This window comes from Streptomyces clavifer (genome assembly GCF_036345975.1).
Lineage (GTDB): Bacteria > Actinomycetota > Actinomycetes > Streptomycetales > Streptomycetaceae > Streptomyces > Streptomyces clavifer.
In genome coordinates this window covers 1,116,988-1,132,702 of sequence record NZ_CP107793.1, presented here as the reverse complement: position 1 = coordinate 1,132,702, position 15,715 = coordinate 1,116,988, and the positions used below count along the sequence as shown (strand labels likewise).

Below are 15,715 nucleotides of genomic sequence, written 5' to 3'. Positions count from 1 at the left end.
GTCTCGCCTGCGGCCCTGGTCGCGGCGGGCGGCGGACCGATGGGGCGGGGCTCCGAGCAGGTACTCCCGGAGGCGCCGGCCGACCCCACCCGCACGCCCTTTCTGCACGGGTTCGTCCCCGACGCCAGAATGGAGGGATGACCGGACGCTGGGAGTTCTGGATCGACCGCGGCGGCACCTTCACGGACGTGGTGGGACGCGACCCGGAGGGGCACCTGGTCACCCGCAAACTGCTCTCGCACGACCCGGACCGCTACCGCGACGCCGCCGTGGCGGGCATCCGGCTGCTGCTCGGCCTCGGCCCCCACGACCCTGTCCCCGCCGACCGGGTCGCGGGCGTGAAGATGGGCACCACCGTCGCCACCAACGCCCTCCTGGAGAGGCGGGGCGAGCCGACCGTCCTCGTCATCACCGAAGGCTTCCGGGACGCCCTGCGGATCGCGTACCAGAACCGTCCGCGCCTCTTCGACCGGCGCATCCTGCTCCCCGAAGCCGTCTACGACCGGGTGATCGAGGTCCCGGAAAGGATCGACGCGCGGGGCCGGACCGTGAAACCCCTCGACCGCACCACCGTCGCCCGGCGGCTCGGCGAGGCCAGGGCGGCGGGGATCCGCAGCGCCGCCGTCGTCCTCATGCACGGCTACCGCCACCCCGGCCACGAGAGCGCCGTCGCCGAGGCAGCCCGGGAAGCGGGCTTCACCCAGGTCAGCTGCTCGCACGAGGTCAGCCCGCTGATCAAGCTCGTACCGCGCGGCGACACCACGGTCGTCGACGCCTACCTCTCGCCGATCCTGCGCCGGTACGTCGAGGAGGTGGCCTCCGAACTGAGCGGCATCCGCCTGATGTTCATGCAGTCCAACGGCGGACTCCGGGAGGCCGCGCACTTCCGGGGCAAGGACGCGGTGCTCTCCGGACCCGCCGGTGGCGTCGTCGGCATGGTGCGCACCTCCGCACAGGCGGGCCACGACCGGGTCATCGGCTTCGACATGGGCGGCACCTCCACCGACGTGTCGCACTACGCGGGCGAGTTCGAGAGGGAGCTCGGCACGCAGGTGGCCGGCGTACGGATGCGCGCCCCCATGATGAGCATCCACACCGTCGCCGCGGGCGGCGGATCGGTCCTGCACTTCGACGGACGGCGCTACCGGGTGGGCCCCGACTCGGCCGGCGCCGACCCCGGTCCCGCCTGCTACCGCCGGGGCGGACCGCTCACCGTCACCGACGCCAACGTGATGCTGGGCCGGATCCGCCCCGCCCACTTCCCGGCGGTCTTCGGGCCGGACGGCGACCAGCCGCTCGACGAGGACGTCGTACGCGAGCGCTTCGAGGAGCTGGCCCATGAGGTGGCCGCCGTCACCGGACGGCCCCGCACCGCGGCGGAGACCGCCGCGGGCTTCCTGGACATCGCCGTGCTGAACATGGCGAACGCCGTCAAGAAGATCTCCGTCCAGCGCGGCCACGACATCACCCGCTACGCGCTCACGAGCTTCGGCGGAGCCGGCGGGCAGCACGCCTGCGCCGTCGCCGACGCCCTGGGCATCGACACCGTCCTCGTACCGCCGCTCGCCGGGGTCCTCTCCGCGTACGGCCTCGGGCTTGCCGACGCCACCGCGATGCGCGAGCAGTCCGTCGAGGCCGGACTCGACGAGGAGACCAGGAGCCGGGTGGGCGGCCTCTGCGACGACCTGGCGGCGCGTACCCGCGCCGAACTCCGTGCCGACGGAATCCCGGACACGGCCATCGGCACCCGGGCACGGGTCCTCCTGCGCTACGCGGGTACGGACGCCGGCCTGCCCGTCGGCCTCGGCACCGTCGCCGCCATGGGCGACGCGTTCACGGACGCCCACCGGACCCGCTACGGATTCACCATGGACAAGCCCTTGGTGGTCGAGGCGGTCATCGTGGAGGCGACCGGGACGGCCGGACCGCACGCCCCCCACCCGGTCGCGGAGGCACCCGGCGACGGCACGCCGCCGCGGTCCCTCGGCACCGTCAGGACGTACACCGGGGGCCGATGGCAGGACACCCGGCTGTACCGGCGCGGGGAACTGCGCCCCTCGGACACCGTGAACGGCCCGGCCGTCGTCGCCGAGGACGACGCCACCACCGTCGTCGACCCCGGCTGGCAGGCCACCGCGGGGCCCGCCGGACACCTCGTACTGCACCGGGTGGGCCCGCGGCCCGGACGGACCGCCGTCGGCACCCGGGTCGACCCCGTCATGCTGGAGGTGTTCAACAGCCTCTTCATGTCGATCGCCGAACAGATGGGCGTGCGCCTGGAGAGCACGGCCCACTCCGTCAACATCAAGGAGCGGCTCGACTTCTCCTGCGCGCTGTTCGACGCGGACGGCGACCTCGTGGCCAACGCCCCGCACATCCCCGTCCACCTCGGGTCGATGGGGGAGTCCATCAAGGAGGTGCTGCGCCGCAACGCCGGCTCCCTGCGACCCGGGGACGTCTACGCCGTCAACGACCCGTACCACGGCGGTACGCACCTGCCCGACGTCACCGTCGTGACACCCGTTTTCGATGAGCCGGAGGGCTCGCGGGAGCCCCGGCTGCGCTTCCTGGTGGCGTCACGCGGCCACCACGCCGAGATCGGCGGCATCACCCCCGGGTCCATGCCCGCCTCCAGCCGCACCATCCAGGAGGAGGGCGTGCTGTTCGACAACTGGCTGCTGGTGCGTGACGGACGGCTCCGCGAGGCGCAGACCCGGGAACTGCTCGCCACCGCCGCCTACCCCTCGCGGGACCCCGACACCAACCTGGCCGACCTGCGCGCGCAGATCGCGGCCACGGAGAAGGGCATCGCGGAACTGAGGCGCGTGACCGCGCAGTTCGGACAGGACGTCGTCGAGGCGTACATGGGCCACGTCCAGGACAACGCCGAGGAGTCCGTACGCAGGATCGTGGCCGGGCTCGACGACGGCACCTTCCGCTACGAGACCGACAACGGCGCGGTCATCGAGGTGGCCGTCACGGTGGACCGCACGGCACGGAGCGCCGTCCTGGACTTCACCGGCACCTCACCGCAGCAGCCCGGCAACTTCAACGCCCCGAAGTCCGTGGTGACGGCCGCCGTCCTGTACGTCTTCAGGACACTCGTCGCCGAGGACATCCCGCTCAACAGCGGCTGCCTGAAGCCCCTGGACGTACGCGTCCCCGAAGGATCCATGCTGGCGCCCGTCCACCCGGCTGCGACCGTCGCGGGCAACGTGGAGACCTCCCAGGCCGTCACCGGCGCGCTCTACGCGGCGCTGGGCGTCCAGGCCGAGGGCTCGGGCACGATGAACAACCTCACGTTCGGCAACGACCGGGTCCAGTACTACGAGACCGTCGCGAGCGGATCCGGCGCCGGGGACGGATTCGACGGAGCCGACGCCGTGCAGACCCATATGACCAACTCCCGGCTCACCGACCCCGAGATCCTGGAATGGCGCTACCCCGTGCTGCTGGAGAGCTTCGCGGTGCGCGCCGGCAGCGGCGGCACGGGCCGGTGGCACGGCGGCTGCGGGACCGAGCGCAGGATCCGCTTCCTCGAGCCCGTCACCGTCGCCCTGCTCTCCGGCCACCGCCGCGTGGCGCCGTACGGCATGGCGGGCGGCGGACCGGGGGCGCTGGGCGGCCAGCACATCGAGCGGGCCGACGGGACCGTCACCCCCCTGAACGGCTGCGACACCACCGAGCTGGACACCGGGGACGTGCTGGTGCTGCGCACCCCGGGCGGGGGCGGCTACGGGGCTCCGTAGCCGGTCGCTTCCGCACCGTTTCGACCGTTGTCGGTGCGAGGACCTAATCTGTTCAGCGTGACTTCGCCCGCCGACACCGAAACCGCTGCGCCCCAGCTCAGCGCGGGACCGCGGCCCGCCCAGGGCCCGGCCGCCGACGAGGGGCTCTCGCGTCGGCTGCGCGCGCTCGCCTGCACCGCCCCGCTGCACGACCTCGACGTCCGCAAGGCCAATCTGGCCGGCGAGTACACGGTCTACGCGATGGCCGAGGTCGCCCTCGCCGCGATCGACCTGGTCACGCTGAACATGGACTTCGACACAGGCGCCGACCACGACCAGATAGTGGCCAGACTCCTTCCGCGGATCGGCGCCCAGGCACCCCGCCGCCCCGTCACCGAGCACGAGCGGGTCGCGCGCTGGGTCCTGGAGAACCTGATCAACGTGGGCAGCGTGGACCGCGGGTTCCGCGCGGTCTACGGCACCTTCGGCCCCGACGGGGTCTACGTCCGCAGGGACTACGACTTCAAGCTCATCGAAGAGGTCCCCGGCCACGGCGGCACCGTCTACCTCCGCGCCACCGACGAAGCGGTCAACGTCCTCGTCGGAGCACTCGACACGGACGTCACCAGCGCACAGATCGCCGCCGAGGTGAAGCTGGAGGTCCTCATCAGCCGGGGCCGCCTCGCCGACGCGCAGCTCGCCGCCGAACAGGCCCGCTACCGCACCGTGCAGTACGCCGAGACGCTCCGCAGGACTCTGGAGGCGACCCGGCGCAACGTCCGCGCCGTCGACTGGCTCAACGCCGTACCCGACATGATCACGGAAGCGCTGGACCACGTCGCCGACCGCTACCGCCACGAGAACGCGATCCTCACCAACATCCGCAAGGCCAGGGACGAGGCGGAGGACCCCGAGCACAAGCGCCGCGCCGCCGAGCTCGTCGACATCGTGAAGGACTGCATCCGCCGCCACACCCAGCTGCAGTCCAGGCTGCTGGAGGCAGGGCCCCTCTTCCGCGCCGAACAGGACCGGCAGGCGTTCGCCACCCCCACCGCGCGGGTGGGCCTCGACCTGTACGGGCAGCTCGTCGTACCCGTGCTGCCGCTCCCCGTCGAGGAGGCCACCCGGGTCACCGACGCCTTCTTCGCGCGGGGCACCGGGCTGCGCACCCCCGCCTCGGTCCGGGTCGGCGACCTCGTCGACATGCTGCTGATGCCGCCGGTGGAGCGGGAGCACCTCGGCGCGGAGATGCCCGAACCCGACCTCATCGCCACCCCCGACGACAGCAGGTTCAGCGAGGAGCAGCTCGCCAGTGCCATGGAACTGCTCGACCTGGAGCACGACGCGCCCCGCAGGCTCTCCGGACTCCTCGCCGAGGCACGGCTCCGCGACGCCGAACTGCCCTACCTCGTCGCGCTGCTCGCGGTCCACGCGGCGAGCCCGCCGGTCGGCACCGCCTACCGTCAGGGCGAGCGCAGGCTGCTGTTCGCCGTCGACGACGGCACCCCGCTCGAGGACCACGAATTCGGCGGTGCGGACCTGATAGTGGGCATGGCCCTGCTCGATGCGGCGGGAATGGCCGCGGACCGGAAGGACGCGTCGTGAGCGCCTTCGCTCGGCAGCACGCCGCATGACCACCCGCGGACCGGACCGCGAAGCCGAGGCATGAACATCCCCCTCCCGGGAGGACACCTCCTGGGCGTCCAGCGGCCGAAGGCCGCACCCGGGAGCCTCCCCGGCCCGGACGACCGGCCACCCCAGCCCCACCGAGAGCGCAGCACCCGCACCGAGGAGTCACCGAGTTGAGCGAGCAGCACGCCGAGCACACCGACGCGTGGGGCGACCCGTACCCCGTCCACGCGCCCGACACCGCGCCGCCGGCCGCTCCCGCCGCTGTCACCCCCGCCGACGCGGCCGACGCGGCCCGGCTCGTCTCCTTCGGGCTGCAGCCCAAGCTGCTGCCCGCACGCGACGCCGGGTACGCGGAACTGCTCCGCCGCTACCGGGAGGAGTCCGCCTTCGCCCGGCTGGCCGACGCCGTCGCCACCGGGCTCGGACTCATCGTCCTGGAGGTCTCCACCCGCGCCGGCATGGCCGTGACCGCGGGCGAGGACTCGGTCTTCGCCGTACGCATGGGCGACTACGCCCGGCGTGCCTCGTCCGACGCCGCCGACCGCTTCCTGCACGGCCTCGCCCATCTCGCCGTCGCCGCCATGGCGTTCCCCCGCCCCGAGGACCTCGCCGACGACGCCTACATCGGCCGCATCACGGTCAACGGGGTCGACGCCTTCGTCCGCCAGGCCTGCCACCGCCTGGAGGAGCGGGCCGAGGAACAGGGCGACAACACCGATCCGGCCACCGACGCCCCGGGGCTCGAGTCCGGCTGGCGGATCTACGCCCGGCGCAGCGCCACCGGGGCGACCAAGGACGCCCGCCGGCTCTCCGGGTCCACCACCGGCATCATCGGCAAGGCCGTCGCCTTCCTCACCGACTCGGGCTTCCTCCAGCGCACCGGGGACGACGCGGGCGGCACCTACCGCACCACCGCCCGCTACCAGCTCCAGGTGCGCGACATGGCGGGCAGCGCCGCCATGGCCGAGCTGCTGGAGCTGGGCGTCGTCCCGGTCACGGACGGCTCGGCCACCCTGCTGCCCCCGCCCGACCCCGACAGCCTGGAACTGGCCGCCGACGCGGGCCTGCCCTTCCACTCCTGACCCCGCCGGGCCCACGCCCGGCTGACCCCACTTCGTCGCCCTCCCCCCGCCTGAACTACGAGAGTCCGCCGCCATGTACGAGTTGTCCCGGGTCCGCCTCTACTCCATCGGGCCTGCCGGTGCGCGCTACGCCGACACCGTGCTCGACCTGCGCGGGGTCGGGAAGCCCGTGCCCGAGCCGGCCCCGGCCCAGGCGGAGTTCTTCGAGGACGAGCCGGTCGGCCCGCCACGCCGTCCGGCGCCCGCGGGCGTGCTGTTCCTGGAGAACGGCGGCGGCAAGTCCGTCCTGCTCAAGCTGATCTTCTCGGTGATGCTGCCGGGCCACCGCAACACGCTGGGCGGCGCCAGCTCCGGGGTGCTGCGCAAGTTCCTGCTCGCCGACGACTGCGGGCACGTCGCCCTGGAGTGGCAGCACACGCTCACCGGTGAGTGCGTGGTGGTCGGCAAGGTCAGCGAATGGCGTGGCCGTCAGGTCTCCAACGACCCCCGCAAGTTCGCCGAGGCCTGGTACTCCTTCCGCCCCGGCCCCGGACTCGGCCTCGACAGCCTTCCGGTCGCCGAAGCCACCGCGGTGGGCCGCCCCACCGAGGGGGTATCGGGCGCCAGGGGAAGGCGCCGCACCATGAAGGGCTTCCGTGACGCCCTCATGGACGCCGGGAAGTTCTACCAGCACCTCGACGTCCACTGGGAGGAGATCCACGACCGGTGGAACGAACACCTGGGCGACCTCGGTCTCGATCCCGAACTCTTCCGCTACCAGCGTGAGATGAACGCCGACGAGGGAGAGGCGGCCGGACTCTTCGCGGTCAAGAAGGACTCCGACTTCACCGACCTGCTGCTGCGGGCCGTCACGGACACCCGCGACACCGACGGCCTGGCCGATCTCGTCAGCGGTTTCGGCAACAAGCTCGGCCGCCGCGCCGAGCTCACCGCCGAACGCGACTTCACCGCCGGATCCGTCGACCTGCTCGGCAGGATCGTCGAGGCCACCGCCACGAGGTCGCGCAGCCGCGACGTCCACGCCGGTGCCGAGCGCCGCACCCGCACCCTCGCCCGCAGGCTCTCCGCCCGCGCCGCCGAGGAACGTGGCCGCGCCGCGGAGCTCGCCCAGCAGGTCACCGCCACCGCCGACACGGTCACGGAGGCCGAGTCCGCGCGCGGGCGGAAAGCCCTGATCGCCGCGGAGCTGGCCTACCGGCACGCCTCGCTGGCCCTGACCGCCGCGGAGAAGGGCGCGGCGGCCCAGCGCCGGGAACTGGGCGACGCCCGCACCCTGCACGCCGCCTGGCAGGCCGCCGAGGCGGTCCTGCGCCACCGGGCCGCCGCGGACCGCTCCGCCCGGGTCGCCGTGGCGATCCGGGAGGCGGAGCGAGACGCGGCCCCCGCCCTCGCCGCACGCGCCACGGCCGCCGCCGATCTCGTACGCGCCCTGCACACCGCCGCCGAGGCGGGGGAGCGGGTGGCCGACGAGGAGGAGGAGCGCTCCGCCACCCTCCAGGCCACCGGCGAGACCGCGCACCGTGACGCCACCACCGCTGCCACCGAGGCCCAGCGCGCCCGCAGCGAGGCCGGCCACCTGCGCCAGCGCCTCGCCGAGGTCGAGCAGGAGACCGCCGAAGCCGTACGGGCGGGATGGCTCGACGACACCGCGCCGGACGCCGACCCGGCCCGCGCCGCCCTCGCCGCGAACGACGCCGAGAAGGCGGCGGTCGCCGCCTGGGACACCGCGCGGGAGGCCGCCCGCACCACCGCCGACCACGCGCGGGAGGCCGCCGCGGCGGAGAGCCGTACCGATCTCGCGGCGGCCCGCGCCGCCGACGGCGCACAGGCCGCCGAGCAGTCCTACGAGGCCGAGCGCAGGGCCGCCGAGTCGATCGCCGCCGAACACCGCCTGGCCGACCTCCTGGGGCTCCCCACGGCGTCCGGCGCCGCCGTCCCGCGCCCCCGCCGGGCCACCGCAGGGGTGGACGACAGCGCACCCGGCGCCGCCAGCCACGGCGAACAGACCCTCACCGCCGAGGAGTTCGACAGCAGCGCCGAGGAACTGCGCGAGCTCCTCGACCAGGGCATCGCCTCCGCCGAACGCAGGCTCTTCGACCTGCGCACCGCCGCGGCCGACGACGCCCGCATCCTCGGGGCGCTCGGCGACGGAGGACTGCTGCCACCCGGCCCGGACGTCCTCGCCACCGTCGAGTACCTCGGTGAGCACGGCATCCCGGCCCTGCCCGGCTGGCGCTACCTCGCCCAGGCCGTCGACCCCGCCGACCACGCCGCCGTGCTCCTCGCACGCCCGGAGCTGGTCGACGGCGTCGTCATCACCGACCCGGACGCCCACACCCGCGCCCGGGAGGTCCTCGGCAGCGCCGCCCTGCTGCCCCGCTCCGCCGTGGCCGTAGGCACCACCGCGGCGCTCCTCGCCCCGGTCCCCGCACCCGGCGGGGGCAGCAGCGGCACCGACGACGTCTTCCTCGTCCCGCCGAACCCGGCCATGCACGACGAACACGCCGCCGACGAGGAACGGCAGGCACTCAGGGCCCGCGCCGCCGCGAGGGACGAGGACATCAGGACGCTCGCGGCCCGGCTCGCCGGAGACCGCTCCCTCGCCGCCCGTATCGGGTCCTGGCGAGCCGACTGCCCGCCCGGCATGCTCACCGAGCTCGGCGAAGCCGCGCGTGCCTCCCGCGCCGCCGCCGAGACGGCCGAGGCCGCACTCGCCGAGGCCCGCACCGTCCGAGCCGAGGCCGACGAAGCCGCCGCCGACGCCGCGCGCGTGCGCGACGAGCGGCAGGAGGCCGCACAGCGCGCCCGCCGCGCGGCTGACGCCCTCGCGGGACTCGCCCACCGGCTCAGGGACCGGGCGGCCTGGCAGGCCCGACTGCGTGAACTGACCGATGAGGCAGCCGAATCCGAAGCACGCGCCACCGTCTGCCTGGACCGGGCCCGCGCCGCGGACGAGGACCGCCGGGCCGCCCAGCGGGCCGCCGACGACGCCCACCGCACGGCCCGTGCCCTGCGCGCCGAACGCGCCGAGATCGCGGGAGCCCCGGAAACGCTCCCGGAAGCCTCCGCCGACACCGTCCGCACCTCCCTGCCCGCCCTGCGCGAGGCCTACCGGGCGGCGTCCCAGCTGTACGAGAAGGTGGGCGTCGGCGCCGACCTGCGCGCCGAGCAGGCCCGCGCGGAGAGCGACGAGAGCGCCGCCCTGGCGGAGCTCGATCGCCTCACCAACAAAGTCCGTACGCGCGCCGCCCAGCTCCTCGAAGGGACCGACGGTTCCGACGGCCCCTCCCGTCAGGCCGCGGCGGCCCGCGCCGAGTCCCTCGTCCAGCTCCTGGAGACCCGCGCCTCCACCGCCAGCGAGCAGCTCGGCCGGCTGCGCGGCGAGGCGGAGCGGCTCGCACCCGCCGACGAGGAACCCCGGCACACCGAGCTCCCGGCGGACATGGCCCCGGCCGACGCCGAGCAGGCCCAGGCCCTGCTCCGCACGGCGACGGCCGAACTGGCCTCCGCCACCGCCGCCCTGGACGCCGCCCGGTCCGCGCACGCGGACCTGCAGCGCGCCCACCGCACCGCCGAGGAGTCGGTGAGCGGCTTCGAGGAGACCGGCGCACTCCTGCGCGACCTGCTCAGGGACCACGGCACGGACGACGAGGCCGAGGCCCCCGACCCTTACCCCGGCACCCTCGACGAGGCCCGGCAGTCCGCGGCCGAGGCCCGGCGCTCACTGCGCGGCTGCGCCACCGACCTGTCGGCGGCCGAGAGCTCCGTACGGGAGGCGAGCGACGTGCTCGTACGGCACGCCAACTCCAACCGGTACGAACAGGTCCGCACCCCGGCCCGCCAGCAGATCCGCGAACTCCCGGCAGCCGCCCTGCCCGACCACGCCGAGAAGTGGGCCACGGCGTTCGCCCCCAGGCTCCGGGTGCTCACCGACGAGCTCGCCCAGCTGGAGCGCAACCGCGACTCCATCGTCGACCGGCTCCGCGGGCTCGTGGAGTCCGCCCTCACCACCCTCCGCTCCGCCCAGCGGCTCTCCCAGCTCCCCGAAGGACTCGGCGAGTGGTCCGGCCAGGAGTTCCTCCGGATCCGCTTCGAGGAGCCCGATCAGACCACCCTCACCGAGCGGCTCGGGGAGGTCGTCGACGAGGCCACGCACGCGGCGCTCAAGAAGAACTCCGACCTGCGCAGGGACGGCATGTCCCTCCTGCTGCGCGGCGTGCAGGCGGCGCTGCAGCCCAAGGGGATCGCCGTGGAGATCCTCAAGCCGGACGCGGTGCTGCGCGCCGAGCGCGTCCCGGTCGGGCAGATGGGAGACGTCTTCTCCGGCGGCCAGCTGCTCACCGCGGCGATCGCGCTGTACTGCACGATGGCGGCCCTGCGCAGCAACGACCGGGGCCGCGACAAGCACCGCCACGCGGGCACGCTCTTCCTCGACAACCCCATCGGCCGTGCCAACGCCACGTATCTGCTGGAGCTCCAGCGCGCCGTCTCCGACGCGCTGGGCGTCCAGCTGCTCTACACGACCGGGCTGTTCGACACGACGGCGCTCGCCGAATTCCCGCTGGTCATCCGCCTCCGCAACGACGCGGACCTGCGGGCCGGACTCAAGTACATCAGCGTGGAGGAGCACCTGAGGCCGGGGCTGCCGCAGCATGACCCGGAAGGCGAGACCGTCCACGGCGAGATCACGGCGACCCGCATGTTCAAGCGGAGCGGGCAGACACCCGGCGCTGCGGGCGGGCTGCCGGTCCCGGAGATGCGCGGGGAGACGACCCTCCGCTGAGGCTCGGGCCGGGCCACGTGACCCGGCGTGCCCCGGGACGGTGTCCGCGGATCTGCAGGGCCCGGGCCCGCTCGGCCGTGGGCCCGCTCGGCCGTGGGTCTGCTCGGCCGTGGGCCCGCTCGGCCGTGGGTCTGCTCGGCCAGGTGGCCCGTCCGGTCCCGGACCCGCTCGGCCACGCGACCGGCCCGGCCACGGCCCGCCGGGCAACGGCCGCCCGGCCCGCGGCCCGACGGCCGCCCGGTTCCTGGGGCACGCCGGAGCGCAGGTGGTCAGGCCCGGGAGAGCCCGCCCGCGCCCCGGCGGCGTATCCGGGTGTCCTTACGCGCCTGTGCCCTGGCCGCACGGCGCGCCGAGCGCCGTTCGCGTCGCATCCGGCGCGCCGTGCTGCTCGGCACCGAGACCACGCCGTTCCGCTGGTTCCACACCTGCCGGGTCACCCACACGTCCAGCACGGACCAGGTGGCGACCACCGTGCTGGCCACGCCGCTGAGCACCATCGGGAAAGCGAGCCACGATCCCGCGAGCGTGCACAGGAAGGCCACCACGGCCTGAATGACCGTCAGCGACATGATGAGGACGGCGCGCACGGCCGCTGTCCGCACCGGATCCGGCATCCTTCGACGCACCGCGGGTTCCTCCACCCACAGCTGCCGAGGGGGTGCCACTTCGTCCGCCGGCACCGTCGCCGAGGCGGCAGCCTCCGACGCCGTACCCCGGCGTTCATCCGTTTCCAAGGACCTTCAACTCCCCACCACTGTCCGACTCATGGGTGGCTGCCCGGCTTGCGCCCGTTCTACGCGGGCGGAGCCCTTCACCCTGCCGCGCACGCCCCCGTCCTGTTTTCTGCCCCCTACATCTGGACGAATGCAGCCCCCCGAAGATTCCCGCCGAACGACCTCAACCAGCCCCGGAAGGTCACGGAACGGAGAATTCCAGCCAACTGCCCTGTGCGGGTGAACGCCATGGTGCCGGGCCCGCTCTGTCGCTTTCGTGAATTTCTTCGCAGGTGATACCAGGACAACAGGTGATCAACTCGGGGAAGGGCGGCCGAAAAACGTCCGGACAGGCCTTCGAGTTGTCCGTAAGTCAGTAGTAGGCTCGCGCCGTTTGTTGACGGAACGCCGACGGACCTTCGGTGGACCGGCACCGGAACACCGGAACAACACCGACACAACCACCCCCGCGGTGCGGGGTCGAGCTGGGGGAGGCCATGCGCTTTCGCGGGAAGTCCATCCGCAGGAAGATCGTGGCGTTGCTCCTGGTGCCGCTCGTCTCTCTCACGGGTCTGTGGGTCTTCGCCACCTACGTCACCGGCCGGGAAGCCAGCCAGCTGCTGGACGCCAGCGCCATCATGGAGACGGTGGGCCACCCGCTCGAGGACACCATCCGCGCCGTGCAGGCCGAACGCCGCCAGACACTCGTCTACCTCGCCGACCCCCGGGCCTCCGACGCCCTGCCCGTCCTGCGCCGTCAGCGCGCCGCCACCGACGGGGTCGTGGCCGGCGTCAGGCTCAGTGCGGACCGCAAGGACGTCCGCGACACGCTGAGCCCGGACTCGCAGACGCAGCTCGACTCCATCCTCAGCGAGGTCGACGGACTGGACGCCCTGCGGGACTCCGTCGAGAAGCGCACCATCGACCGGACCCGGGCGCTCGACTTCTACAACGGACTCGTCGACCCCTGCTACCGCTTCCTGAACGGTCTCCACACGATGGAGAACGTATCGATGGACAAACAGGTACGGGCCCTGGTCGGTGTTTCCCGCGCCCGCGAGATGCTCTCCCGCGAGGACGCGCTGATCGTCTCCGGGCTCATCGCCGGCCGGCTCGGCGCCCCCGAGCTCCGCGTCGTCTCCGACCTCGCCGCCAGCCGCAAGCTCCTGTACGAGGTCAACCTGGAGCTCCTGCCGGCCTCCGAGCGCAGGCGCATGGAGCAGTACTGGAACAGCCCCGACACCGAGGCGCTGCGCACGACCGAGCAGGAGCTCATCGCCGCCGGTCCGTTCAAGAAGCCGGGCACCGTCGACGCGGCACGCTGGCAGGAGGTCGCCCCGCCGGTCCTGGAGCACCTCGCCAACGACAGCACCGAGATGTCCAACCGGTTCCAGGACCGCGCCGAACCCGCCGGCTACCGGGTCCTGCTCCAGGCCGGCGTCGCAGGCGTCCTCGGTTTTGTCGCCCTGCTCGTTTCGGTCTTCGTCTCCGTCCGGGTCGGGCGCGAGCTCATCCGCGACCTCTCCCGGCTGCGCAAGGACGCCCACGAGGTGTCCGGCGTGCGGCTGCCCAGCGTGATGCGGCGGCTGGCCGCCGGGGAACAGGTCGACGTCGAGACCGAGGCCCCGCACCTCCAGTACGAGCGGGACGAGATCGGCCAGGTCGGCCAGGCGCTCAACACCCTCCAGCGGGCCGCCGTCGAGGCCGCGGTCAAGCAGGCGGACATGCGCCGCGGTGTCTCCGAGGTCTTCGTCAACCTCGCCCGCCGCAACCAGGTGCTCCTGCACCGCCAGCTCACGCTCCTGGACACCATGGAGCGCCGCACCGAGAACAGCGACGAACTCGCCGACCTCTTCCGGCTCGACCACCTCACCACCCGCATGCGGCGCCACGCGGAAGGCCTCGTGATCCTCTCCGGCGCGGCCCCGTCCCGGCAGTGGCGCAAGCCCATCCAGCTGATGGACGTGGTGCGGGCCGCGGTCGCCGAGGTGGAGGACTACGAACGGATCGAGGTGCGCCGGCTGCCCCGGATCGGCGTCGGCGGCCCCGCCGTGGCCGACCTCACCCACCTGATCGCCGAACTGCTGGAGAACGCCACGGTGTTCTCGCCCCCGCACACCGCCGTCCAGGTGCACGGCGAACGCGTGGCCAACGGATTCACCCTCGAGATCCACGACCGCGGACTCGGCATGGCGCCGGAGATCCTGCTGGACGCCAACCTGCGGCTCGCCGAGACGCCCGACTTCGAGCTCTCCGACACCGATCGCCTCGGCCTCTTCGTCGTCAGCCGGCTCGCCCAGCGGCAGAGCGTCCGGGTGTCGCTGCAGACCTCGCCGTACGGAGGGACGACCGCGGTCGTCTTCATCCCGGCGCAGCTCCTCACCGACGCGCCCGACACGCACGGCACCGGCTTCCGGCTCGACCGCCGGGCCGAGAAGGCCATCGGCGGCGGCCGGCCGGGCAGCGGCGTGCCCGGCAGCGACAAGGCGCGCAGGGACGGCATCGCGGACATCCCGGGGAGGCCCTCCGCGCTCTCCCCGGTGCCCACCGGGCCGACCGACCCGGGCGTCCTCGACGGTCCGGTGGAGATCGAAGGCCCGGTGGGGCCACTCGAACTCACCGACGACCCGGCGCTCGACCGGGACCTCGATCCGGCCCTCGGTCCCGTCCTCGACGGCGTGTCCGACCTGGAGGACACCGAGAGCGAGCGCGGCGGCATCTTCCGGGCCCGCGACCTGCGCCGGGGCGTCGACAACGAACAGCACCAGCAGGCCTCGGACCCGTCCGAGGGGCGCACGGCGGACGTCCGCCCGATGCGCCCTGCGGGCCCCGTCCCGCTGCCCCGCCGCAAACCGCCGACGCTGGTCACCGACCGGGGCCGCCGGGTGGGCGGGGTGGGCGGTTCCCACTCCGCGCCCTCCGAAGGCTTCCCCGCGAGCCCCGGTGCGGCCGACCCCGACGGCCCGGTACCCATGGCCCCGCGCGCGGACGGATTCCCCGCGGCGTCGGCGGCCGGGGCCCCGTCGCCCTTTCCCTCGCAGCGCACCTCCACCTCCCGGCGTTCCGCGCCGGACACCGTGGGCGGACTGCCGCGCAGGGTCCGGCAGGCCAGCCTCGCCCCACAGCTCCGGGAGGACTCCGCAGGGCGGACTCCCGGTCACGTCCCCGCGGACGGCGCCGATGACCTCGAACGTGACGCGGACGAAGTACGCAATCGCATGGCTTCGCTTCAACGCGGCTGGCAGCGCGGCCGTCGGCAGAACGCCGAGGACGTGACCGGCCCCGGCGAGACAGCACCAGGAACCACTCCGGGAGGGGACGGTCGATGACCGCACCGAACGCCGCAGCACACAACGCCTCACGCCAGGGCTCCGGCGAACTCAATTGGCTCCTCGACGAACTCGTCGAGCGCGTCGCGAGCATCCGCAAGGCGCTGGTGCTCTCCAGCGACGGCCTCGCCACCGGCACGTCCCAGGACCTGACCCGCGAGGACAGTGAGCACCTGGCGGCCGTGGCCTCCGGCTTCCACAGTCTCGCCAAGGGCGTGGGCCTCCACTTCAAGGCGGGCCGGGTCCGGCAGACCGTCGTCGAGCTCGACGAGGCCTTCCTCTTCGTCACCGCGGCGGGCGACGGCAGCTGTCTCGCCGTGCTGGCCGACTCCGACTCGGACGTCGGACAGGTGGCGTACGAGATGACCCTCATGGTCAAACGGGTGGGCGTCCACCTGGCCAACGCCCCCCGGACGACCGGTATGCCCGCCGGAGGGTGAGGGGATGG

General features: G+C 73.7%; 7 protein-coding genes. 6 read left to right on the top strand and 1 reads right to left on the bottom strand.

The window, feature by feature from the left end:
• Positions 1-137 precede the first annotated feature (137 nt).
• The 4 genes from OG927_RS04590 to OG927_RS04575 all read left to right on the top strand — a co-directional run bounded on the left by OG927_RS04590 (position 138) and on the right by OG927_RS04575 (position 11,225).
• Positions 138-3,749, top strand: a complete 3,612-nt coding sequence (locus OG927_RS04590; RefSeq protein WP_330319752.1) for a hydantoinase B/oxoprolinase family protein — start codon at positions 138-140, stop codon at positions 3,747-3,749.
• A gap of 57 nt (positions 3,750-3,806) precedes the next feature.
• A complete protein-coding gene (locus OG927_RS04585) occupies positions 3,807-5,333 on the top strand; it encodes a hypothetical protein (protein WP_319100890.1) in 1,527 nt (508 codons plus the stop codon).
• Between the two features lie 197 nt (positions 5,334-5,530).
• Positions 5,531-6,442 carry a hypothetical protein gene (locus OG927_RS04580; protein ID WP_330319751.1) on the top strand — a complete coding sequence of 304 codons (912 nt, stop codon included), beginning with the start codon at positions 5,531-5,533 and terminating at the stop codon, positions 6,440-6,442.
• 73 nt (positions 6,443-6,515) lie between these two features.
• On the top strand, positions 6,516-11,225 hold the full coding sequence (locus OG927_RS04575; protein WP_330319750.1) for a coiled-coil domain-containing protein: 4,710 nt from the start codon (positions 6,516-6,518) through the stop codon (positions 11,223-11,225).
• 269 nt (positions 11,226-11,494) lie between these two features.
• Here the strand turns inward: OG927_RS04575 and OG927_RS04570 are convergent, their stop codons facing one another.
• Entirely contained in the window at positions 11,495-11,959 is a 465-nt protein-coding gene (locus OG927_RS04570) for a hypothetical protein (RefSeq protein WP_209470925.1), read from the bottom strand.
• A 476-nt stretch (positions 11,960-12,435) separates the two neighbouring features.
• On the opposite strand from OG927_RS04570, the gene OG927_RS04565 reads away from it, so the two are divergent.
• Positions 12,436-15,267, top strand: a complete 2,832-nt coding sequence (locus OG927_RS04565; RefSeq protein ID WP_330319749.1) for a sensor histidine kinase — start codon at positions 12,436-12,438, stop codon at positions 15,265-15,267.
• Positions 15,264-15,707, top strand: coding sequence for a roadblock/LC7 domain-containing protein (locus OG927_RS04560; RefSeq protein ID WP_056787357.1), 444 nt, complete (start codon positions 15,264-15,266; stop codon positions 15,705-15,707). The genes OG927_RS04565 and OG927_RS04560 overlap by 4 nt, the downstream gene beginning before the upstream one ends.
• The last annotated feature ends 8 nt before the right edge of the window (positions 15,708-15,715 follow it).